This is a genomic window from Teredinibacter purpureus (genome assembly GCF_014217335.1).
In the GTDB taxonomy this organism is placed as follows: domain Bacteria; phylum Pseudomonadota; class Gammaproteobacteria; order Pseudomonadales; family Cellvibrionaceae; genus Teredinibacter; species Teredinibacter purpureus.
In genome coordinates, this window is record NZ_CP060092.1 from 689,285 (window position 1) to 714,350 (window position 25,066).

Annotated in this window: 16 protein-coding genes; 6 read left to right on the plus strand and 10 right to left on the minus strand. The window is 46.6% G+C overall.

Annotation, left to right across the window (positions count from 1 at the left end):
- Nucleotides 1-150: 150 nt before the first annotated feature.
- Entirely contained in the window at nt 151-1,194 is a 1,044-nt protein-coding gene (locus H5647_RS02870; RefSeq protein ID WP_045856166.1) for a PstS family phosphate ABC transporter substrate-binding protein, read from the minus strand.
- 258 nt (nt 1,195-1,452) lie between these two features.
- Between H5647_RS02870 and H5647_RS02875 the strand changes: the two genes are divergently transcribed.
- The 3 genes from H5647_RS02875 to H5647_RS02885 all read left to right on the plus strand — a co-directional run bounded on the left by H5647_RS02875 (nt 1,453) and on the right by H5647_RS02885 (nt 3,857).
- The gene (locus H5647_RS02875; protein WP_045856167.1) at nt 1,453-2,001 is read left to right on the plus strand and encodes a TRAP transporter small permease subunit; all 549 of its coding nucleotides are present in this window, start codon (nt 1,453-1,455) and stop codon (nt 1,999-2,001) included.
- A 54-nt stretch (nt 2,002-2,055) separates the two neighbouring features.
- Nucleotides 2,056-3,372, plus strand: a complete 1,317-nt coding sequence (locus H5647_RS02880; protein ID WP_045861011.1) for a TRAP transporter large permease — start codon at nt 2,056-2,058, stop codon at nt 3,370-3,372.
- A gap of 89 nt (nt 3,373-3,461) precedes the next feature.
- Nucleotides 3,462-3,857, plus strand: coding sequence for an acyl-CoA thioesterase (locus H5647_RS02885; protein ID WP_045856169.1), 396 nt, complete (start codon nt 3,462-3,464; stop codon nt 3,855-3,857).
- 84 nt (nt 3,858-3,941) lie between these two features.
- Here H5647_RS02885 and H5647_RS02890 read toward each other — a convergent pair whose 3' ends face one another.
- From H5647_RS02890 to H5647_RS02920, 7 genes are all read right to left on the minus strand, one after another.
- On the minus strand, nt 3,942-5,072 hold the full coding sequence (locus tag H5647_RS02890; protein ID WP_045856171.1) for a TRAP transporter substrate-binding protein: 1,131 nt from the start codon (nt 5,070-5,072) through the stop codon (nt 3,942-3,944).
- 24 nt (nt 5,073-5,096) lie between these two features.
- Nucleotides 5,097-7,286: a DNA helicase II gene (gene uvrD, locus H5647_RS02895; RefSeq protein ID WP_045856172.1), complete on the minus strand. Its 2,190-nt coding sequence runs from the start codon at nt 7,284-7,286 to the stop codon at nt 5,097-5,099.
- A gap of 114 nt (nt 7,287-7,400) precedes the next feature.
- On the minus strand, nt 7,401-7,988 hold the full coding sequence (locus H5647_RS02900; RefSeq protein WP_045856174.1) for a hypothetical protein: 588 nt from the start codon (nt 7,986-7,988) through the stop codon (nt 7,401-7,403).
- Nucleotides 7,989-7,991: 3 nt separating this feature from the next.
- Nucleotides 7,992-9,716 (minus strand): PT domain-containing protein, encoded by a 1,725-nt coding sequence (locus tag H5647_RS02905; RefSeq protein WP_052691832.1) that lies wholly within the window; start codon nt 9,714-9,716, stop codon nt 7,992-7,994.
- A 147-nt stretch (nt 9,717-9,863) separates the two neighbouring features.
- Nucleotides 9,864-10,625, minus strand: a complete 762-nt coding sequence (locus tag H5647_RS02910) for a TlyA family RNA methyltransferase (RefSeq protein ID WP_045856176.1) — start codon at nt 10,623-10,625, stop codon at nt 9,864-9,866.
- Nucleotides 10,626-10,647: 22 nt separating this feature from the next.
- Nucleotides 10,648-12,150, minus strand: coding sequence for a tryptophan halogenase family protein (locus H5647_RS02915; RefSeq protein WP_045856177.1), 1,503 nt, complete (start codon nt 12,148-12,150; stop codon nt 10,648-10,650).
- Between the two features lie 263 nt (nt 12,151-12,413).
- The gene (locus tag H5647_RS02920) at nt 12,414-15,467 is read right to left on the minus strand and encodes a family 15 carbohydrate-binding domain-containing protein (RefSeq protein WP_045856182.1); all 3,054 of its coding nucleotides are present in this window, start codon (nt 15,465-15,467) and stop codon (nt 12,414-12,416) included.
- A gap of 748 nt (nt 15,468-16,215) precedes the next feature.
- On the opposite strand from H5647_RS02920, the gene H5647_RS02925 reads away from it, so the two are divergent.
- The 3 genes from H5647_RS02925 to H5647_RS02935 all read left to right on the plus strand — a co-directional run bounded on the left by H5647_RS02925 (nt 16,216) and on the right by H5647_RS02935 (nt 22,658).
- Nucleotides 16,216-19,626 carry a TonB-dependent receptor gene (locus H5647_RS02925; protein ID WP_052691833.1) on the plus strand — a complete coding sequence of 1,137 codons (3,411 nt, stop codon included), beginning with the start codon at nt 16,216-16,218 and terminating at the stop codon, nt 19,624-19,626.
- 81 nt (nt 19,627-19,707) lie between these two features.
- Complete coding sequence (locus H5647_RS02930) at nt 19,708-21,204, plus strand: tryptophan halogenase family protein (protein ID WP_045856184.1); 1,497 nt, start codon at nt 19,708-19,710, stop codon at nt 21,202-21,204.
- Nucleotides 21,201-22,658, plus strand: a complete 1,458-nt coding sequence (locus H5647_RS02935) for a tryptophan 7-halogenase (RefSeq protein WP_045856186.1) — start codon at nt 21,201-21,203, stop codon at nt 22,656-22,658. Before H5647_RS02930 ends, H5647_RS02935 begins: the two co-directional genes overlap by 4 nt.
- 80 nt (nt 22,659-22,738) lie before the next feature.
- Here the strand turns inward: H5647_RS02935 and xylA are convergent, their stop codons facing one another.
- Nucleotides 22,739-24,073: a xylose isomerase gene (gene xylA, locus H5647_RS02940; protein ID WP_045856188.1), complete on the minus strand. Its 1,335-nt coding sequence runs from the start codon at nt 24,071-24,073 to the stop codon at nt 22,739-22,741.
- Nucleotides 24,074-24,105: 32 nt separating this feature from the next.
- Nucleotides 24,106-25,056: an aldose epimerase family protein gene (locus tag H5647_RS02945; protein ID WP_045856189.1), complete on the minus strand. Its 951-nt coding sequence runs from the start codon at nt 25,054-25,056 to the stop codon at nt 24,106-24,108.
- Nucleotides 25,057-25,066 lie beyond the last annotated feature (10 nt).

Sequence of the window (25,066 nt, forward strand, 5' to 3'; positions counted from 1 at the left end):
TCTGCCTCTGTATCTAAAGTAGAAGAAGCCCGACACATGGCCGAGCTTCGTATGTAGTATTGCCAAGCGTAACGCGCAATTGTTAAGAATTTCTTTCGTTATGCCAAGTAGTATTTTCGCTTAGCGTGGTTTAACGGCACGTTAGGGCGATTAAAGTGATTCCAAGGCCTTCAGCGATTTAACCGCTGCACCAATTTCCGCTCGCTCATCACTCGAGAGTGGGATCATTCCTTTGTCCGTTAAATACCCTTCTTCGCCCCAGGATTTAGCACTGGTGAATTCAGCCAAATACTCCGGAATACCCGGGATCAAACCTACATGCGCCTTCTTGACATAGAAATACAAAGGACGCGAAACGGGGTAGCTGCCATCAGCAATGGTGTCAAACGTAGGTTCTTCGCCATCGATAGTAGAGGCCTGTACCTTATCGCTATTTTGATCGAGGAAGCTAAAGCCAAAAATACCCAATGCATTTTTGTTCGCGTTTAGCTTTTGCACAATTAAGTTATCGTTCTCGCCTGCTTCAATAAAGGCACCATCTTCACGGATGATATGGCAAATTTCCTTATAGCGAGATTTGTCAGTTTTTTTCAGGGCTTTAATCCACGCAAATGACGTACAACCACCTTCCATCGCCAGCTCAACAAAAGCATCGCGTGTACCGGAGGTGGGTGGGGGGCCCAACACTTCAATTTTACTCACGGGTAACTCAGGATTAACGTCGCTCCACATTACATACGGGTTTTCAATCAACACAGCGGAACCATCTGGATTGGGCACATGTTTGGCCAAAGCCAAAAATAAATCACGACGCGTTAATTCAATCAGTGGGGACTTGTTAGAATTCGCAATAACAATTCCGTCATAGCCAATTAATACCTCAATTACATCTTTTACGTTATTCGCCTGACAATTATCAAACTCAGCCTGTTTAATACGGCGGGAGGCATTCGAGATATCGGGAAAATTCACGCCCACACCACCACAAAACTGCTTAAAGCCGCCACCAGTGCCGGTAGATTCAACCGTTGGCGATTTAAACGCCGTGGATTTACCGAATCGCTCTGCAACCACTTTAGAGAATGGAAAAACCGTTGAAGAACCCACAATGCTGATGGAATCTCGCGCTGCGAATGCAGATGAAACCGATACTGCGGTAATCGCAGCCAAAGTCCAAACCAGTAAATTTTTCACGAATATCTCCTCAAGAGATTGAGCTTATTGAACATCGCTTCGCATAGCGCAGGTAACCCAAACGCTCAATAACACGAAGTGCTTGCCGGCAGACGTTACATCGCCTACCCGCTTGGTATGGGGTGCATACTAAGTCATATTTGTGACAAATTTGTGACAGGCAGCGACAGTCGTTAAACAAAGACCATTGATACGCGGGAGAAACCGTTTAATAAGGGTATAATCGCGAGCATCTTTATAACACTATTGATAAGACCCATGATTCCAACGGACGTATCGACATTTTTGCTCCACACGACGAAACGCTTGGACGCGTTTAGCTTGCACATTGGCCGCTCGCTAGCCTGGCTAACGGCATTAATGGTCGCACTTGTCGCGCTAATCGTCGCCTTACGCGCGGCCGGTATTGGCTCCATCGCGCTTCAGGAATCGGTCACCTACCTACATGCTACGGTGCTTATGCTCTGTCTTGGGTACAATCTTCAACAGGGTGGCCATGTCCGTGTGGATGTCTTCTACGGTCGTTTTAACCCCGCTCAAAAAGCTTGGGTCGACGCCTTAGGTGGTGTTTTCTTTCTATTGCCTTTTTCACTCTTTCTCGTCTTCACTAGCCTTAATTTCGTGAGCGGTGCGTGGCAAATAGGCGAAACCTCTGCCGACCCCGGTGGCCTTCCGCTAGTTTTTCTATTGAAAACGTTAATCCCCATCAGCGGTATTTTATTAGCCCTACAAGGCCTCAGTGAAGTGCTGCGTGCGCTCAGCGTAATAACATGGCTGCCCGCCAACCACTCACCCAAAAAAGATTAAAACGTGATTGAACTCTTACCCCTATTGATGTTTCTCGCCGTATGTGCGGCGTTAATGCTCGGCTACCCCGTCGCGTTTACTTTGGCCGGTACGGCTTTGCTGTTTGCCGGGCTAGGCGCATTACTACACGTATTCGACCCCAATCTGCTGCACCTTTATCCAGACCGTATCTACAGCGGCACCATGACGAACACCACTCTTATCGCCGTGCCCCTCTTTGTATTTATGGGCGTAATGCTCGAACGTTCACGCATCGCAGAAGAGTTGCTCGAACGTATGTCACATGCCTGCGCCCGCTTTCCGGCCGGCTTGGGGCTGTCCGTTGTTTTTGTCGGTGTTCTCATGGCCGCAAGCACCGGAATTGTAGGTGCAACAGTTGTTACCATGGGGCTTATGTCGCTGCCCACAATGCTAAAGAAACAGTACGATCCGGCACTTGCGGCCGGCACTATTTGTGCAACCGGCACCCTCGGGCAGATTATTCCACCTTCCATTGCGCTCGTTCTGCTTGGCGACGTGCTTTCTAGTGCCTATCAACAAGCACAGTTAAAATTGGGTGTATTCAACGCCGCACCGGTATCCGTGGGCGACTTATTTATTGGTGCGATTATTCCAGGGCTTCTACTCGTAGCGCTCTATCTCGGGTATTTGCTGGCAATGGGTATTTTCAAACCTGAACGAGCGCCCCCCGTTGAAGATGATGAAACCGTTACCGTCGGCCAACTCATTATGAGTATCGCACCACCGATACTGCTCATTCTATTGGTTCTTGGTTCTATCATTGGCGGTGCCGCCACGCCTACAGAAGCCGCTGGCGTGGGCGCTCTGGCCGCTTGCGTGCTCGCGGCAATAAAAAAGCAACTTAATTGGGCAACACTCCGCGAAGTGGTGCGCTCTACCACCAAAGTTACGGCCATGGTGTTTGCTATTTTACTTGGCGCCTCATTATTTTCTTTGGTGTTTCAGGGCTTAGGCGGGGATCATCTAGTCTCTGGTTTTTTCGCCGACTTACCCGGCGGCACCTTTATGGCACTACTCATCGTGATGGTCGCCATCTTCCTGCTCGGCTTTATACTGGACTTTATCGAGATCACGTTTGTTGTCATTCCAATTGTAGGGCCGGTTTTACTGGGTATGGGCGTGGACCCTGTATGGCTTGGTATAATGATTGCTATTAATTTGCAAACGTCATTTTTAACGCCGCCATTTGGCTTCGCCTTGTTTTACTTACGGGGTGTTGCTCCGGCGTCCGTTACAACAAGCGCAATCTATCGCGGCGTAATGCCCTTTATTGCCATACAGTTATTTGTATTGGTATTGCTGGCTATTTGGCCTCAGCTCGCCACATGGTTGCCCAGCCTCTTAATATAGGCCAACCTAAAGCAACAATCGCACAATCAGTAACATTACTTTGAGACACTTCAGGCATGCTAAAACCGATAAAACTTAGGAAACCGGATATGGCTAATATCGACGAAGATCCCACCCCGAATGGGGAATTGACGTTACAGACCCTTGCTCTCCCACGAGACACCAATTCTAATGGTGATATTTTTGGCGGGTGGTTAATGTCTCAAATGGATTTGGGTGGTGCTATTGCAGCACGCGAAGTTGCCCGAGGCCGCGTAACAACAGTTGCCGTAGGCAGTATGGCCTTTTTACGCCCAGTGCCCGTAGGCGCCACAGTAAGCTGCTACAGCGAAATTATTGAGGTAGGTCGCGCCTCCGTTAAAACCCTTGTTGAAGTCTGGGTAAAACAGTACGACAAGCGAGAACAGCAAAAAGTAACAGAAGGTGAATTTGTCTACGTTGCGATAGACGATACAGGCCGAACCAGACCCATCCCGCGAGACTAGAACACACCGTTTCCGTACGCACCACCCATAAAAAAAGCTCGGAGGTAAAACCAAGCTTTTTTTATGGGTGGTGCTATAACGTGCTTAACGGGCCTGAAAGTACGCCTCTTCACTTAGCGTATGGTAATTGCGAACGCCGTCTAAATATTTTTTATACGCAGCGTACACTTTAGCAAACGCTGGGTCAGACTCGGAGAGTTCATCGTATAAATCTAGCGAAACCAACTTAAATTCCTCCAGCACATCCCTTGGAAAGGCGCGCAACTGTACACCGTGTTCGTCCACCAACTCCACTAAAGCCGCATTATTACGGGCGGTGTATTCATCCAACATGTCTTGATTCACCATTCGAGCGGCGGCCTCAATTATCGCCTGTAAATCTGGTGGCAAAGTTTCATAGGCCTGTTTATTCACGGTGATTTCAAGCGTAGGACCAGGCTCATGCCAACCCGGATAATAGTAGTACTTCGCTATTTGATGAAAACCGAACGCTAGGTCGTTGTACGGCCCCACCCATTCGGTGGCATCGATTACGCCCGATTGTAACGACGTATATAATTCGCCACCGGGAATATTAATAGCCTCTCCACCGGCACGTGTAAAAACTTCTCCACCAATACCGGGAATACGCATTTTTAAACCGCGAATATCCTCAATAGAGTTTATTTCGCGATTAAACCACCCACCCATTTGCACCCCGGTATTACCCGCAGCAAATGGAATTAAATTAAAAGGCTCGTAGAGCTCGCGCCACAATTCAAGCCCTCCACCGTAATGTAACCAACCATTAAGCTCCTGCGCATTCATGCCGAACGGAACTGATGTAAAAAACACTGCCGCCGGAATTTTACCTTTCCAATAATAAGCCGCGCTGTGGCCCATCTGTACGCTACCAGAAGAAACCGCGCCAAACACACCCATAGCCGGTACAATTTCATTAGCACCATGTACTTGTATACGTAAGCGGCCATCGCTCATGTCATTAACCATTCGCGCAAAATTTTCGGGCGCAAGCCCAAGGCCGGGAAAGTTTTTGGGCCATGTGGTGACCATTTTCCATTCAAAAAGCGTAGCGTCTACTGCGATGCTAGTCGTATCAATCTGCGCAGATTTTTTACCTTTATCCATCACCAGAAGCGCAAACAATAGAATGCACAAAGCCAGTAAACTCAACAAAGCAGTCGGCAGCCACCAAGGATTGTATCGTGCGTTCATATTATTTTTTTATCCATTTTTATTTTAAAGTGCTTCGAGTTTTGCATACTGCAGTACTAGCCACTTACATCCTTCAGAGTTAAAATTAACCTGTACGCGCGCGCTCGCGCCTCGCCCTTCAAACTGCAAAACAATTCCTTCACCAAAAACAGGGTGATTCACCGACGCGCCCAACGACAGCCCAGGATAATCATCAACGGAATGTTGGCTGATAGGAGACGAGTAACTCGGTGCGTAAGCCGCAGGCCGTTTTACCGTCGATTTAATGCGAACTTCCTGCAGGTATTTAGTCGGAATTTCTCGTACGAAGCGGGACATCGCATTAAAGTTTTCACTACCGTGTAAACGCCGGCTTTCCGCATAACTAACAACTAATTTTTTCATCGCGCGCGTAATTCCCACATAGCAGAGACGCCGCTCTTCTTCTAATCGACCGGGCTCTTCTATCGACATTTTGTGTGGAAATAAATTTTCTTCCATACCCACCAAAAATACGAGTGGAAACTCCAAGCCCTTTGCACTGTGGAGTGTCATCATCTGTACAGCATCTTCAAACTCATCGGCTTGTGCATCACCAGCGTCCAGTGCTGCATTATCGACAAACTCTTGCAAAGGGGTTAGATTTTCGTCTTGCGGTTCGAACACGCGACAGGCATTGATAAGCTCCTGCAAGTTTTCAACACGCGCCTGGCCTTTTTCACCTTTTTCTTTTTGATGAAATTCTAGTAGCCCGCTTTGTGATATCACTTGATCGACCGAATCACCCAAAACTGTGCTGGCCGTACTCTCTACCAACGCCTCTACAAGTGTTACAAAACTCTTAAGTGCATTCGCCGCCCTTGCGGTAAATACATTGTTTTGAATCGCACCTTGCATGGCGTTAAAAAGGGAGCACCCTTGCTCTCGTGCCAATAAGCGAATGGTCTCGATGGTTTTTGCGCCAATACCCCGAGTGGGCGTATTAATGATTCGTTCCCATGCCGCGTCATCATGACGGTTAGCGAGTATTCTAAGATACGCCAGCGCATTTTTAATTTCTAACCGGTCGTAGAAACGTTGGCCGCCGTAAATGCGATAGGGCACGTTATCACGGATAAATGCTTCTTCAAGAACCCGCGATTGTGCATTTGAACGGTAAAGTATGGCGCAATCACTTTTTTTATGGTCGCTTTTCTCGATAAAGTCTTTTACGCGTTCTACAACATAGCGTGCTTCATCTTGCTCATTAAAAGCGGCATACAGGTCAATTTGTTCGCCATCACCATCGCTCGTCCACAAAGATTTCCCAAGACGTTCGGCATTATTTTGAATTACGGCATTGGCTGCATTTAGAATATTCGCCGTGGAGCGATAATTTTGCTCTAGCCGTGTAATGGCGACAGGAGCAAAATCTGTTTCGAACTGCTGTATGTTTTCTATCTTCGCGCCACGCCAGCCGTAAATCGATTGGTCATCATCCCCTACCGCCGTAATATTGGACGTTTTTCCTGCAAGCATACGCAACCACGCATATTGCACAGCGTTGGTATCTTGAAATTCGTCAACGAGTATTGCGCGAAAACGCGACTGATAGTGCTTTAATAACTCGGGACTTTTTAACCAAAGCTCGTGAGAACGCAACAATAACTCGGCAAAATCGACTAAGCCTCCTCTCGAGCAAGCTTCTTCGTAGGCGAAATAGACGTTTTTCATCATCGCGAGAAATGGATCTCGCCCTTCATCGATATGAGCAGGCCGAAGGCCTTCATCTTTTTGGCCGCTAATAAACCATTGCGCCTGTTTAGGCGGCCAGCGGCTATCATCGAGATTTAGTTCTTGGTACACCCGCTTTACCAAACGGAGTTGGTCGTCGCTATCCAGAATTTGAAAATTTTGGGAGAGACCCGCTTCCTTCCAGTGGGTTTTTAACAGACGGTGCGCAATACCGTGGAATGTTCCAACCCACATGCTTCGAGTGCTGAACGGTCCTACATTATCCTCCATGATACTACTAAGGCGCTCCCGCATCTCACGTGCGGCTTTATTCGTAAACGTCACCGCGAGGATTTGATGCGGGGAATAACCGTGAGTTTGAATCAGCCACGCGATACGGTGAACAAGCACGCGCGTTTTCCCGCTACCAGCCCCCGCTAGTACGAGTTGGTTTATAGGGTCAGCAGCAACAGCGTCTCGTTGCGCACGATTTAAAGAGTCTATTAAGGAATGTGTTTGCATGGCGGCAGATTGTATCAGATTGCCAGCAACGGTCTGAAAGCATTTTGTCTAAAAGTGGGCAAGAGGGTATTACACTGCCTGTAAATACTACCGTGCTTCAATTAGCCTAAGGCGTTAGTTGCTCTGTGCGTCTAACCAATGCACACGCTCGCCGTCAGCCAGTATTCTTATCGCCCCAATCTCATTTTCACGCGGTTTATTTAATGTACGATTTTCTATGTCGACAATGTTTAACGCAATTCCTAGCACACGGCTCTCTACCGGCAGTTGCTCTATTGGCTCAACAGCACGGGTATTGGACGCTGGCAACGACCAGATCTCGGCGGTGAATGCCACCATGGTACTGGCTTGAGCCAACGCCATTAACGCTACGGAAAATTCCAGCGACGGTGTTCCACCCTCAAATACCCACTCGTTTTGGACGCCTACATTTTCAAAAAAATCTGAGCCATGCAATGTTAACTTAACCCGCTGAGCGGACAATGGGACCATAAACTTTACTGAAAACGTACGCTTTTCATAGGGTTTTAGCGTAATCAATTGAGGCTGCAATAACCGAATGGCTGCACCGGGTTTTTGGTAAGTATTAACTTTCTCAGCACTTACACAAAGCGGTATAGCCATTATTAGCCACAGACAAAGACCAACCGAATTCGTCCAAATATTTTTCTGTAATGCTCTTCGTTTTTCGTAGACGTTCATGCGCTAATTTACCCTTACGGAAAAACACGACGTGTTACGGGCAAGCTCATCGTCGTCGGTATTGAAAGCATCGTAGACTTCCAGTACATACTGCCCGGCGGTAAGCGTATAGCCATTCGTTTCCACATTATTGTCTGCCGAATTTAGGTACGCGATAACCGCACCGTTACGATACAGTTTTGCATCTGGATCCGTTTCTTCCGGCCCACTTATACGCTCGATAACAATGTTCCGTATCGCCGTAGATGTTACTGTGAGCCGAAAAAATGTATTTACACCGAGCCCATTAACTTCGCCGTTTTCGTTGGTACTGCAGGCGGTTTCTTCTAAATCTTCGCTAAGTATGCGATACACCGGTAAGACATGATCGGTTGCACCAGAATTCATTTCACCACTGCCGTATTCATCAGATCCACTAATGATTTCTCTATCGATCAGTTCGTCCAGCGCAGCATTGACTAGCGAACCTTGTTGGCTTTTGAAAATGTTATTAAAAAGAAAAATACTTGAGAACGCGTCACTCTGCGTATAGGCAACACTTGTAAGCACATTATAAATTGGCGTAAATCCTAAACTAATACTATCGCCGGTTTCATTTTCACTGTCGCTAATATCGTACAAAATATTACCGATAGAGTTTTCGCTGTACCAACCTCTATTGCCATAACTATTATTCTCTAAGCTAAACGAGAAGCCAAACATACCAGCAGGCCCCGCGGAATCCATGTAAAAAGGCTGTCCAGATACAATGGCCGTGAACGCGTTCGAAAAGCCTTCACTAAACGCCACTCTAAGATCAATTTTTGATGCGAGCCCGTGCGCACCGCCAATGCTATCCACGCGAGATAAAGTATCTTCTAAAAAATGACCAAATTCGTGCTGTATAACACTGAAGTCGTATTCGTCACTATCGCTATTAACATCGCCAAGTACATATATTTTCCCCTCGGATACGGAATAATACGAGGTTCCAATAAAGCCATCTTCAATCTCACCAGGCGCGGCTTTATTGCGATAGCTCCAAAAAACATCACAGCGAGGTAAACTCACGGTATTATCAACATCTACGAGCAACATTACTGCTTCGTAGAGAGCATCAAGAATTGCAAAAGGTGCAGCAGGCCGTACACTTTCATCGATGATGGTACCCGTAGCCGCTTCCCATCCCGATACTGCATGTAAATGCCTTACCGACGCGACATCGCCGCTACTCAGCAGATCGCCCGCAAGTATATAAGCGATGTCTGCTTCCGTATTATCGAGCACGTTAAATTGCCATTGTGCCTCGGCCACACTTTCCATTTGCGCACGAACCGCAATTCGTACCAGCGTATTCACTGGGCTCCCCACTTCATAGAAACCGAGGTCATCCGTTTTTGTCTGACGAATGAGTGTATTGCCTTCATCAAGTAATATAACTGTTACACCTCTAGCGGGCGAAACCGTAGGGCTGTCATAATTTAGTCCGCCACCGGCTATATGAGGAATTTTATCGAACGTAACAGTGCCGCTTATAATCGTATCCGTATCTAAACCGGTAGGGAGTGAGGTGGGCTGGGCTGTAGGTACAGCTGTAGGTACGGTTGTAGGTTCTATGCTGGGCGCTAACGTTGGGACTACTGTTGGCCTAGCGGAAGGGGTGAGCCCGTTAGACGATAAATCTGAACCACCTCCGTCGCAACCTAAAGCACTCAACAACAATAGTACTAATGGAAAAACTCGTTTCAAAGGTAACTCCGAGAACTATTGCGCGAGGCAAATCAACAGCATGTGTCTAAATGTAGCAATAGAACAACCTTTTAGCACTTGCACTACGAGGATTTTTTATACTGAGAAAGCATAGATTTAGGATAATCTAGTCGATGACACCATTAGTCAATCTTTGAGAAACCGGGCTATCGCGATAAATTCCCGGTTACCATCGCCACCTGTAATAGGGCTTTCGATGTAATCAAGCACCTCAAACTTCAAGGTTTGTAGTTTCTCAATAATACTTTTTTTCACAGCATCGTAGCCACTTGCATTTTTGACCAAACCATTTTTCCCAATATTTTCGCGCCCGACCTCAAATTGCGGTTTCACTAAACTGATCAAGATAGCCCCAGCTTTCATTACTGCTGGTAGCCTCGGCAAGATTAAATGTTGAGAAATAAACGAAACGTCCATCACAACAAAATCAACGCCCTGTTTTACCCTTTCGGGTAAATCGTCTATGTGGAGATTGCGGGCATTATAATTTTCCAGCGCTGTTACTCGCTCATTTTCTTTAAGTGCCGCCACCAACTGACTATGGCCTACATCAACTCCTACCACATGGCCGATACCGTGTTGTAACAAACAATCGGTAAAACCTCCCGTAGACTGGCCCACATCTAACGCTAGCTTTCCTGCCAAGGGCTCAGCTATTAATGGAAGGGCGGCCTCCAATTTTAGCGCGGCACGCGAAACAAAATGTTGCTCTGGCGAATCTTTAACGGTAATTAAACAGGTATCCGCATATTTCTCGGACGGTTTTTTTACCGGTTGCCATAAACCTGCAACGCTAACGAAGACAAGGCCTTGCTGGATAAAACTCTGTGCTTGCGCGCGAGATTTTATGTTGGCGTGGCTAACTAATAGCACATCAATTCTTTTCACTCAAAACCCTAGAATAGCTACGTTACGCGCGGCAATTTTTTTGGATATAATCGGCGTGATCCGGCATGTAATCCACCGCGTTTTTTATCACAGTTTCCACACTATTCAAACGTTCAGTAATATCGTGCTCTGACATAGCATCAACCAGTGGGTGATAACTTTCTGCCACTATACCTTGGCCGTGCATCACTTCCAGCCAGCTCGTTTCATTAAATAATTCTTGGCCTTCGCGTAAAACACGGCCACTACTTTTGTATAATTCAATTTTATTCTGAAGTGCTGGAGAAACATCCATTGTTCTACAGCGATCCCAAAATGGCGAATCGGATCGCGTAGTAGCTTTATAGTGCAAGACAATAAAGTCACGTATTTTTTCGTACTCAAAGTCCATATGCCGATTGAATTCATCAATCTCTAACTGGCCAAAACTTTTATTTGGAAAAAATATCATGAGCTTTGCTAATGCCGCCTGCACCAAATACAGGGCTGTACTCTCTAGAGGCTCGATAAATCCACTCGACAAACCAATTGCAATACAATTTTTATTCCAAACTTTTTTACGCTTTCCCGTTTTAAACTTAATTACGCGTGGGTCTGCGAGGGGTTCACCATCCAAATTATTCATCAATAATGAGGTAGCTTCATCATCACTCATATAGCGGCTACTATATACATGGCCATTACCCATGCGGTGCTGCAAAGGAATACGCCACTGCCAACCGGCTGAGTGTGCGGTTGAACGAGTGTAAGGCGTAAGTTTACCTGCATTTTCGCAGGGTACGGCAATCGCAGAGTCACATAAAAGCTGGTCTGACCAATCCTCGTAACCGGTTTTTAAGGTATCTTCGATTAAAAGGGCGCGAAAACCGGAACAATCGATAAATAAGTCGCCCGCAATCTTTTCACCATTTTCAAGCTGAAGCGCTTCTATAAAGCCATTCGTATCGCGCACATGGGCTTGACTCACCTTACCCTCAATACGCTTTACGCCCAGCGCTTCAGCGTATTCACGTAAATAACGCGCGTAGAGTGTTGCATCCAAATGGTAAGCATAAGCAATATGCGAGAGGGGAGAGTTGCCAGCGTTGACCGAGCGCATAAATTTATTCTCGCGCGCGGCTCGAGCATTTAAGGTGTACTGCGATAAAGCCGCAGCCTTACCTTTCTGGTGCATTTTTAGCCAGAAGTAATAAAACGGTAGAGCCTGCATGTTTTTACCAACATCCCCGAACGCATGGATATAGCGATCGCCTAGCGCACCCCAATCAACAAATTCAATACCTAATTTGAACGTTGCTTGGGTTTTTTTAACGAAATCATCTTCGTTTATACCCAATGTATCGTTGAATACTTTCATTTGCGGAATAGTAGCTTCGCCTACCCCGACAATGCCAATCTCTTCAGATTCCACAAGCGTAATAGACGCATATTCATTTTTTAGGAAACGCGCGAGTGTAGCGGCAGTCATCCAACCAGACGAACCACCACCGAGGATAACGATATTTTGGATATTGGTATTTTTCATCAGCTTAGTTTAAGGCAAGCCGAGGAAAACCACAAAGTGATGGGTAATCGAGTCTCCATATCCTTTGAATCGCTCAAACCTAGGAATATATACAAAAGTGTATTACGCATTTATGGGCTTCAGCGTCACATGCTAGCAACTAAAAAGGGTACTTTAAATCGATGTTTGGCTTCCCATAACAAAAAAATCCTCGCCGCAAACCGACGAGGATTTAATATGGACATTAACGCCCAATCAAAACTGAGCGTTAAAAATAAGCGCTATTATTGAAGCGTGTACTTAACATCTGTAATGATGAGCATGCCATCAACAATAAAGGCTGGATCCGCAGGTACGCGGTCGCCAGAAGCGATAGGATCTTTTACAAGTACACCAACACGCGCAAATTCACCTTCTGCCATATCGTATACATCCTCCGTACCGACTAAACAGCTGTACTCGGCAACACCCAATACGAGATCGACGTTATTAACACCACAACCCCATACTCCACTCCAGTCTCCAAACGTTTGCTGAAGATAGGGCTGAATATTCGCGGTACTGGCTATAAAGTCTTCATCAACCATAATTGTGAACACAACTTCAGCACCACGAAGATCTACAGGCCCCTCTAAAAGGTAAAACGCTGCATCATCTGCATTTGCAGGTGTCAAGGCGACTTGCTCAAAGTAATCGTTATCGCTATCGGTACCTACCCAACGACCGGTCAAAGGAATAGTAGGGCCAGCAACATCATCGGCTAACATCACGTCTACATCATGAACAGATAAGACGCCTGAAGGCTCACTATCTTTTGGCTGGACTGCAATACGCATTACGGCATCTTCAGGCGCAGCTAGCGTACCAAGAACGACACAGTCATAACGAACACCAGTAAGCAGGGCCACAGTATTGGAAATACTACAATCCCACTCTCCACCCCAAGTACCCGTTTCTTGCGCGAAGGGTTGCACACGTGCACCACTGTCTACGAAATCCTGATCAGCGCTAACATAAAAGCTAACTTTACCCCCAGTAAGATCAAGCGGCCCTGGAATCTCGTAATAGAGCAGGTCATCTGTTGCTTCTGGCGTATAGCGAACACCGCCGTAGCTTAGATCTGCATCATCGCCCAAAGTAGACCAACTACTTGCTAACGGTAAATGAACCGTTTTCAAACCAATGTCAACACTCAACAGAGACAACAAGCCTTCTATAGGATTATTTACATTTTCTTCGGTCTGCTTAGCAATAACACCTACTTTAATGCGCTCACCTGCAGGCACTTCGAAACCAGTATCTGCGATTACACACGAATATTGGTTGATACCCACAACTAAGTCATTAGCAGAACAACCCCAATGCCCAAGCCAACTACCAAACATAGACTGTACAAATGGCTGCACGTAAGCGCCGCTGTCGATATAAGCCTGCGAAACCACAAACTCAAAATCAATGCTTGCACCATTAAGGTCAACTAACCCATTAACAGGGACATACAGCGATTCGTTGTCTGAAGTGGGGCGAACCGACACACGTTCTGAGTATATAGGCTCTATATCATCGCCTTCCGGCACCCAACTTTTAGTCATAGACACAGGAAGATGAGTAGGTGGCGTAGTTGCCAGCATTACATCCATTCGGGTAATAGTAACTGTACCGGCTGCATCTTGCTCTGGTTCGGCTTGAGGCTTAGTAATTACACCAACTCGTATACTTTCGCCCTCAGCAAGTTCAAAGCCGTCACCAAATACACAGGTGTGATCGGTACCACCAAGCGTTAGCTGATCTGCACTCATAGCACAGTTCCACTCGCCATCCCAGTTACCAAACATCTCCTGACCATAAGGCTGTACTGTCGCACCGCTGTCGATAAACTCTTGCGAGGTCGCTACAGTGAAAGTTACAGTCGCACCACTGAAGTCAGCTGGACCTTCAAATACATAGCTAACCTTATCGCCGTCTATAGCGGGGCTAAAGCTTACTGCGCCATAAGTAACTGCCAACTCAGAAGCGGTTGGCTCCGTAACCCAAGAATGGGTTAATGCAAGCGGCCCGCCTGGGGCATCTGGCACCCGATCAAAACCCATGTTATCAATATAGAACGTTGCTGCATCAGCGCCGCGATATAATATGCGAATAGCGCTTAAGCTAGTATCGGTGAAGTCTGCAACAGGAATACTTATATCCGTCCATTCGCCCTCTACAGTTTCGATAGCTATAAAGTTATCGTCACAGTCACACAACGATATTTCCAACGTGCTAGTGCCACTACCTTCGTCACCATAAACTGAAAACTGGAAGTTGGTATAACCTGTAACGTCTGGGATATTGGCAGCATCACCGAAGCCAATTTGCATCCCGCCGCCGCCAGCACCAAACGCAGCCTCTATAGATTCAGCCCAAGCCCAAGTACCACCCCAACCGCTCCAAGAGGTAACAAAACCCGATAGAGCCTCGTCAACATATACAGGTAAGGCAAATTCTGCCGGAAGCTGCGTTGGATTAATGACAGGTGGCGGAACCCAACCATCCGCTGCAGGGCTAACTGCAACATTGGAGACAAACACATACTGCATGTTGTCTGGCCATGGCAGATCAGTATTAGTGTCGCGGAGGGTAATCATAAACCCCACATACGCAACAGCGGCGGGGTCAAAGTCGCCATCTGCACCACTGTAGGAGCTACCGTTAAATGCAAGATCGAACCAACGGCCAAGCACTTCGCCCGCTGCAGGGTCCGCGGTACGCTGCTGATAACCGATACCTTGATCGTTGAAGCTCGAGCCGAGCAACTCATATGCGTTTCGCCATGCGCCTGCAACCGCTCGGTTGCCGTCGACATCTTCAATGAGCACTTGCAAACCGAAGTTAAAACGGTCGTCCTCGGTATTATCGTCATCATCAGTATTCCATGGGTTGGAATCTGTGAAATAAGCGGGAAGGTAAATAGACATCTCGACTTTGCCGCCATTGATATCTACCGGTTCCGGCAACATACCTAGAGCACACATATCATCGAAATCGTTCAACCAGCCCAATGTTGGAGAAACCACTAACGACGGAGTTTGATAATGTAAACTCAACTCGCTGTCTAAATTACAGCGGTTGGTATCTTCTTGAGTGGGCGTATCTTCAGACAAATCAGTTGTCCAAGCTGCCACATCAGCAGGATCTGTAAAATCCCACGTATAGGTTTTTTCAACAGGGTCCGGAGTATCCTCAATGGGCGGTGATGCGCCGAAATTTGGATTATTGGGACCCAAATCGAGATCGCCACCCGAACACGCGCCAAGTGCGAATCCCAAGCAACAGAATAGCAGGGGTTTAATGTGCATTTCAAAGCCTCTTATTTATTATATTCTTCAGATTTATCATGCGTGTAATCGCCAGAAAAACTAAAAGAAGTTCCAATCAAATACGCGCTAACAACGTTCACAACGCACCGTCTAATAGAGATTCCTAACGATAGGCAATTTAATCACGCGCCGTTTCAAAGTTTATTTGAAACGCGAATTTATCTCCTATAGCACCACGCACTTTATACAACTGTGAAACACTTTGGAAGTGATTTGGCAAAGCGAATTTAGAAAAAGCGGTAAGTCGAAATAAAAGACGCTCAAAAATCTAAGTATCTCAACCCCACTAGGGAAACACTTTAAACTGCACCCAACAAACACCTATTAATAGGTGAAATGTATTAATACCTATATATAGTACAAGGCCGTTTCATTCACACCTTACGTGCAAGCTTGAGCTCTTTGAGCGTTATCGACGCACCAACCCTTTCGGCAACAAGAACAGAATTGTTTCTTTCCATTTTTTTCGGCCCACGAAAATCTACCGTTTTAATTCACTTCTAACACTAGAAATAGCCGTGACATTTCATTTCATTTGATTATTAACATGAATTCATGCAACATTGGCGAATTCGTGCGTTATAAAACTAACGTAGATCCCTGTTTTTTATTCTAGGATCAGGCTTTCGAATACTGCAATGGTGGAGGCCAGAATTTAAAAAGAATAAGCTATTTATAACTAATTAAAATAAATAAAAGCGTTTAACCAAACCCAAGAGAATTTCATATGACTATCTTAACTCACAAATATGGGTCGAAAGCGGGGATCGTGACCCTCGCATCGTCTCTCTTGTTAACCAGCCTCGTTGCGCAAAACACCGCGGCACAAGAAGCTGCTGAGAGCGATCCAGAAGGCCGAGAAATTGAAGAAGTATTCGTAAGCGGCGTACGCCAGAGCTTGAAGAACGCTCAGGATATCAAACGTGATGCGAGCACTTTCGTTGATGCAATTTCCGCGTCTGATATTGGCGCCTTACCCGATCGAAGCGTGCTTGAAGCTATCAGCCGAATTCCTGGTGTTTCGATAGAGCGTTTTGCCTCCCCTGACGACCCCGATAGATTTAGCTCCGAAGGTAGCGGTGCAGTAGTTCGAGGCATGACAGCCACTCGTACAGAGTTCAACGGTCGAGATTCTTTTACCGCAAGTTCAGGCCGAGGCTTAAGCTTCCAGGATATTTCACCAGAATTAATGGGTTCGGTTGAATTAGCAAAAAACCAAACAGCTGACATGATTGAAGGCGGTATTGGCGGTACAGTTACCATGTACACGCGCAAGCCATTTGATCAAGATGATCGTCTTGTCGCCTTGTCTGCAGATTATACTTATTTTGACCTTAGCGGCCTTTACGCCCCGGCGTTTTCCGGCTTATACAGTGATCGCTGGTCCACTGGCATTGGCGAATTTGGTCTTTTAGTGGGTATGGCCCATAGCAAATCAAAAGGACGATCGGACGGTATTCAGTCGGCCTATTACAATTCAAACGACAATACTGACGGCACATTTAATAGCCAACAAGACAATGTCCGCTACCCTAGCGGTGCGAGCCTAGGCACTAAACTCGATTTACGCGAGCGAATTGGTACGAGTATCTCGATGCAATTCGAAAACCTAGATAACACCTTTATCGCAACAAGTGACATTATTCGCTCGGACTCAACCCTTCGCTGGGAAGAGCAAAAAATCAATATCGGCACATGGGACAGCAACTACGGCACACACACTCGCCCTGCAGAAGGCACCTCTTGGGGCTTTGATGACGGCGGCATTTTCAACGAAGGTATTATTGGTCACGGTGCTGATGGATGGCGTGGCGATCGCTGGGAAGATCCAAATGATGGCTTAGGTACCGGTTACGACAACCTCCGCGTGCCCGATGGCCCCACCAATAACGGTAATTGCTACGGCCTTGCCGAAGGTGAACTCCCTTCAGAAGATGATAACTGTAATTTGCGGTCTGCTACCTTTGGTATGCAATCGGGTACATCCACATATTCACGCGTTCAGCATCAGAACACGCTCGTTACCGATTATTCGTTAAACTTCAAGTTTATGCCGAATGACCAGTGGGAATTCACGGCTGATTTCCAGTATGTTGATGCACTGAGTTCAACAGACGACATAACGCTAAACACCGGATTTTGGGGCCTAGTCTATTCTAATAACACTGGCGATACCCCTCAAATGGCGGTAGTTAACCCATGGGACGTAGTGCCTGACGGCACATACTACCAAGGCGCTGATGAGGCAGGCAGTGCCCTTTACAACACAAAAGGTAACCTCGCTCAGCTGGAACAAACAGAGATTGATAATGGCGGTTACACTAACGCCATCGACCGTAACGCCTCTGATTACTACGCACAACCTTCTTCATACTGGTGGGATTCTGCTAGTGATACCTATATGCGCGCCTCCGGTGAAGAATTCGCCGGCAGACTGGATGCAACCTACTTTATTGAAGACAGCTTCTTTACCGAAGTTAAAGCCGGTGTTCGCCGCTCCAGCCGCCACCAAGAAGTTCGTGACGTAAATTACTCCAACTGGGGTGCCTTGTCGGGCATGCGCGACCTCGACACCGTTAACGGTGAGCAAGGTCACGCCGCTGCGTGGTTAGACCTTAATAATACAGCCTATGAAATGGTTGATTGGAGTGAGTTCTACCGAGGCGACGGCACCTACTTAGGTAACGCGACTATCTCGGGTAATGGTGTTTCGCCTACCAGCGGCGAGTCTGACTTCCTGACGATTCACCCCGCCATGTCACTGGTTAATCGGTACGATCTTTGGGGCTCGCTATTGCATGATGTTACCTACCAAGGGAACGATCGCGCATGGCGACCAGCGCAATATCGTGATACAAACCGTGATGGCATCATAGATACTCAGGGTTACTTCTTACCAGAAGAGTTAAGTGATATTGAAGAGGTCAACAAGGCCGCGTATGTTCGCGTTGACTTTGGCGACGATGATGCTCGTTTCCGTTACACGGGTAACATCGGCCTTCGCTATTATCAGGTAGACCTCGAGTCAACCGGCTATGTTCGCTTCCCCGATTTGCGGCCTTCTTACCCTGATCCAGCCGACCCTCAGTACGGTGGCGATCTTAACAACTATTTGCCAACCAGCGATCGTCAATTCGGTAATGCTGGCACGCAAATAACGTTTGCCGAGAACAGTTACGGCCATCTGTTACCGAGCTTTAACTTAAAGGTTGAGTTTACCTCTGACCTGTTAGCCCGATTCGCGATTTCTAAAGCCGTATCGCTTCCTGATATTGGCGACCTACGCAGCTACATTAATATCGGCGCGTTAACAAATGCGGACTATCAAGAGAATGATCCAAACGATACACTCGAGTACCAGCAGGTAGAAGAGGGAACAGCTGAAGTTCTAGCCTATACCGCTTCTGGCGGTAACCCTTACCTCGTACCTATGGAATCTATCCAGTACGATGCGTCTTTGGAGTGGTATTTTGATGACGTTGGCTCGCTAACGGCCTCCATCTTCTACAAAGACCTTGAAAACTTCTTTGTCGACGGCGCCTTTGCACGCCCCGTTACCAACCCAGACAACGATGTAGTTAAAGACGTAAACGTTTCCGGTGTCGTAAACGGTGGTAGCGGTAGCCTCCAAGGTTTTGAGGTGGCGTATCAACAGTACTACGATATGCTCCCAGAACCGTTCGACGGATTTGGTACCCAAATAAACTACAGCTGGATTGACGTTGATGGTGTACCTAACCCCGCACTTGAAGGCGCTGAAGACAACCGCGGTGAAGCTATCACCCAAGACCTACCGCTACAGTCTCAGTCGGAACATACCGCAAACGCTACCTTGATGTATGAGAAAGGCGAGTTCGACTTCCGGATGGCTTACAACTGGCGTTCTGAGTATTTGGTTACAGCACGAGATGGCGCGAACTTACCCTTCCCTCCCACTTGGGCAGGCGCCTCCGGCTTCCTTGATGCCTCGTTGTTCTATAATATCTCTGACGAGATAAAGATTGGTATTCAGGGTAACAACCTTACTGATACTGTTTCTACAACGGAATATCAGAACACTAACGGGTTAGAGCGTGAAGGTCGATCGTGGTTCTTGAACGATCGTCGTTACACATTAGTACTACGTGCTTCATTCTAATGACGTAATGCTTTACCAGCATTAAACATAATGCGCACCACGCAAGTGGTGCGCATTTTTTGTATCTAGCCTAAGAGTTTTATGGAAACCAACGCAGTAAAAGAAATAATTATCGCTGGCGGTGGCACTGCTGGCTGGATGACAGCTGCGGCGCTCGTACGAGCGTTACCCTCAGCCCAATTTTCGATCGTATTAGTAGAATCCAGTGACATTGGAACCGTTGGCGTAGGAGAAGCAACAATCCCTCATCTGCGAAATTTCAATCAGTTCCTCGGCCTTGACGAACACGAATTTTTACAAAGAACCAAAGGCACCTATAAACTTGGTATCGAATTTATAGATTGGTCAACTATTGGTGCGCACTATATGCACCCTTTTAGCGAACATGGCCGCCCACTGGAGGGTATTTCTTTCCACCATTTGTGGCGTCGTCACTTCAATGGCGATAACACCCCTTCTATCGATCGTTTTTGCCTCCCAATACAAGCTGCACACCAGAATAAATTTGCGCCCCCCAATAAAAGCCATACACCTGAACTACCCGACTATTCCTACGCCTATCATCTAGACGCCACACTCTATGCCGAATACCTCCAGCAATACGCTGTGGCGCGTGGTGTTACGCGTATTGAAGGCACAATAGCGCAAATATCCCAGTCACCACACACTGGCGATATAACAGCCTTAACGTTAGCTAATGGAGCAACCATTAGCGGTGACTTTTTTATTGATTGCACAGGCTTTCGAGGCCTACTTATAGAGGGTACGTTAAAGGCAGGCTACGAAGATTGGAGCCATTGGTTGCGTTGTGACCGAGCGGTAGCCGTAGCATCTACAGGCAATGCGTGTACACGACCCACCACAAAATCGACGGCGAGAGCATTTGGCTGGCAATGGAATATTCCGTTACGGCATAGAACCGGCAACGGCTACGTGTACTGCAGCGATTATTGTGATGACGCGCAGGCAGAACAAACGTTATTGAATAATATTGACGGCGACATTCTCAATACACCTAAGATATTACGGTTTACTGCGGGAAAACGAAAAGTAAGCTGGAAAAATAATTGTGTCGCAATAGGATTATCCAGCGGTTTTTTGGAACCACTTGAATCCACGAGTATTTATTTAATTCAATTTTCTATATTTAAATTACTCGACTTTTTTCCTAACATTAACAACAATACCGACAACCGTTTTTTACGGCACGCATTCAATAACGAGCATGCGGCTGAACTTGATCGAATACGTGACTTCCTTATTTTGCATTATCACGCAACGCAGAGAAACGATTCCGAGTTCTGGAATTACTGCAGGACAATGACCATTCCGGCCTCACTCGAAAATGCCCTTGAACTCTTTAAACAGCAAGGCTATACGCCGCCAGCCAGCCGACATTTATTTGCTGAACCCAGTTGGGTAGCCGTTCTGTTAGGACAAGGTATTGTTCCATCTGGCTACGCTAAAAATACCGACGCTATAGCACCAGCTCGGCTTAAGCATTATTTTGAGGCCCACATCGCAGCCGTCGAAAAAGGCGTGAAGAAAATGTCAGCGCACGCGGAGCATCTAAAGTGAACCCGATTACATTTGTGATTATCGGCAAGGGCGTAGAAGCCGCTTTCACCGCTGCGATGCTCGTCGATACATTGGGCTCAGAGATTGCACACTGTTATGTGGTGGCGCCGAACGACACTCACAATACCGGTCGAGCCTATGAAACACTATCACCTGATACCCAAGTACTCCACGAACGCTTAGGTATCGATGAAGCAGACCTCTTAAAGCGTACGAATGGCACCTTTACTTTCGGTCTTAAATTCAATAATTGGCTTAGAGCCGATCAACACTTTATTCAAACCTACGACAAAATAGGCGTAAACTTCGACGGTGTAGATTTTGACAATTATTTTTTACGCTCAAAATCCAAACAATACCGCTATGATCACTTCAGCCTATCGGCAATGGCAGCATACCAGCAGCGGTTCACCCACCCTGTAACGAATCAGCAGTCGGTATTGTCAACGTTAAACTATGGATTGACAGTTGATAGCGCTTTATACGCGCAGTATCTGAAGGATATTGCAGTACGAAAAGGCGTTCGTTATTTGGACGATACTCTCACTGGCGTGAACCTTGATCCTACTGGCGCTATCTCTGAAGCTGTACTCTCTCACTCGACGTTAATCGGCGATATTTATATAGACTGTAGTGAGGAAAACTTATCTCCATTGCCAACAAGTGATGTTGTAAAGCATGCACCAATAGCCAATAGAAAAATAAGCGTGCGCCGACCACACAACAATCGAACACCGAATATACAGTCTATTAGCACAGATAAAAGCGCAACGTTAGTTAGTATAGCGCTAAGTCATCAACGCATTGATGAGTATTATTTATCCAGCCGCCACGAAGACCAAGCGGCACAAATACCCAGCCTTACACACGGCAAAGCAAGGGACGAAGACCTTAACTTTGGTTATGCTACAAAGCCGTGGGAACAAAACCGGCTATCCATAGGTTGCACGGCGTGCTCTTTTTTCCCAACGCTCATGTCGCCCATTGATTTACTCTATTTCGACCTGCAAAGGTTTACAGCGTTACTGCCGTCGCAGGGGGAATTTACCAGCGCTTCAAACGAATATAATCGACAAGCCATCACACAGTACGAAAACGTGCACAATTATAGCGACGGCCATTTAGCCCTGAACGCTTTGACAACCAGCTCTCTAACCTCCGAGCCCCTTTTGTTCGATACATGTAGTGAACCTTTACAACAAGTTTTTTCGCTTTTTCAAGAAAGAGGTATTGTGGCGACGAAGGATAGCGATATTATTCCCGCACACTATTGGAGCGCGATTTTAATGGGGTCTGCAATACATCCGCAGTATTACAATCCACTAGCGGAAAAAATGAATACTGAAAAGTTTCAATCGCTTCTAGAGCGCATGCAAAGCGTTATAGCGCAGGCCGCCACCAGAATACCGTTTCATGATGATTATTTAGTACGGTATACCACGCAACAAAAATGAAAAGGTGTAGGCGTAAAAAAACCCACTGAATACTTCCGTAAACAGTGGGTTTTGACTAACGCTTACCGGTAACGTATTAGTTAACGAATGTAACGATTAATAATGTTTTCGTATAACTCTTGCTGTCCACTCGTCACGGGCGGCTCACCATTGGCGTTACCAATTTCAGCTAGCTGTTCCAACGTTAAAGTACCCATTTCAAACGCCGAACCCTTACCGCTATCAAACGTTGCGTAACGTTCTTCACGCATTTTTTCGATGGGCGATTTTTGCAACAAATCATCGGCAATCAATAACGCACGCGCAAAAACATCCATGCCACCAATATGGCCATAGAAAAGATCCGCTAGGTCAGTAGAGTTACGACGTGCTTTTGCATCAAAGTTAACACCACCACCTTGTAAACCTCCCGACCGAAGGATTACTAGCATCAACTCAACCGTTTCATTGATGTTATACGGGAACTGATCAGTATCCCAAGAGTTTTGGTAGTCTCCACGGTTAGCGTCAATACTGCCTAACATGCCAGCATCTGCTGCTGCCTGTAGCTCGTGGTCCATCGAATGCTGGGCCAACGTTGCGTGGTTAGTTTCGATATTAAGTTTAAAATCTTTCTCCAAACCATGCTCTTTAAGAAAACCAATAACGGTTTCACTATCAACATCGTATTGATGTTTGGAGGGTTCCATCGGCTTTGGCTCGATAAAAAAGTTACCCGTAAAGCCTTGTCCACGAGCATAATCGCGCGCCATGGTTAAGAAACGCGCCATGTGAGCTTTCTCGCGCTTCATATCGGTGTTGAGCAGGCTCATGTAGCCTTCACGACCACCCCAAAATACGTAGTTTTCGCCGTCTAACGCAATGGTTGCATCAAGCGCATCTTTCAATTGCGCACCAGCATAAGCCAATACATTGAAATCGGGGTTAGTAGACGCACCGTTCATAAAACGAGGGTTTGTAAACAGATTGGAGGTGCCCCATAACAATTTAACGCCAGACGCTTTCTGCTTTTCCTTCAAGACGTCAACCATTGTTGATACACGGCGACTATATTCTGCACGGTCAGCTCCGGCTTCCTCAACAACATCTACATCGTGAAAACAGTAGTAAGGCGTACCCAGTTTGGTGATAAATTCAAACGCTGCGTCCGCCTTCTGTTTGGCACGTGTAATCGCGTCTGGCCCATCGAACCAAGGATGACGGCGAGTACCAGGGCCAAACGGGTCGGCACTCGTATCACAGAAGGTATGCCAATAGCAGGTGGCAAATTTAAACCAATCTTTCATTGCCTTGCCAGCAACTACGCGGTTTTCGTCATAATAACGAAACGCTAGTAGGTTATCCGACTCGGGGCCTTCAAAGGCTATTTTGCCTATGCCTGGGAAGTATTCTTTATCGCCAATTAAAACGCTCATAGCTTTCTACCTTTTAAATAAGTCATAAATAATCAGTTGAACAACCGAACACCACAGTGGGCGACCAGCTCTTCACCCGGCGATAGCTCAACTAGACCATCGCCGGTATTAAATGCATTGATGCCGCAGGTCATGGGCTCAACAGCTACGGATTTACGATCTGGCGGAATGTATAGCTGGATAAAATTGTAGCCACGTGGGCCACTGCGCTGCCATACATCCAGACGCAAATTATCTTCGGGTGAAAATAAACTCACCCGAGTTTCGTCTTCTGAGCCTTGCTCATTAAGACGATAACAGTCATCGAAGGGTTTCGCGCCTATAGCCTTCGGTTCCTGAAATTCGGTAAAGGGTTCGACGTCGCCCGTAGGCAACATTCGATCATCGATTAATGTGTGCACGGTAGAGGGGACGGTAAGATGCAACTCGTCAGCACTGCGCCCCGGCAACTGAAAGTATGGGTGCCACCCTAATCCAACCGGTATAGCCTGCTTATCAACATTTTTAACCTTGAAAATTTGGGTAAGCCCTGCAGCGCTACTTAATCGGTATTCAATACGTACCTCAGTTTGAAAAGGAAAGCCATCTGTTTGCGTTTCAACGGCGTATAGCAGCTCAATAACACTTTCCGTTTCGCCTTCCTCTAAAGTGATAACACGCGCGGGCGTGCGGTAAAGAGAACCGTGCAACGCATTATTAAAGCCTGTTTCATTCACGGGAAACTGCTGAGTTTTACCCAGCCAGTGATACTGGCCTGCATCTAAACGATTGGGAAACGGGTACAAAACCGTCCCACGAAAACCCGCGTTTACCGCTAGCTCCGCTTTGTCTTCAATTCCAGCAATTACACTCACAAGAGCCTTATCGCCAGCACTTAACCATAATCCATTCAGTAAACCACCTAACTCGGGTACCACTTCAAGCTTGGCTAACCCATCTCGTGTACGAAGAAGCACAGGGGTAAATTGTTGTTGTGAACTCATTAACTATAAA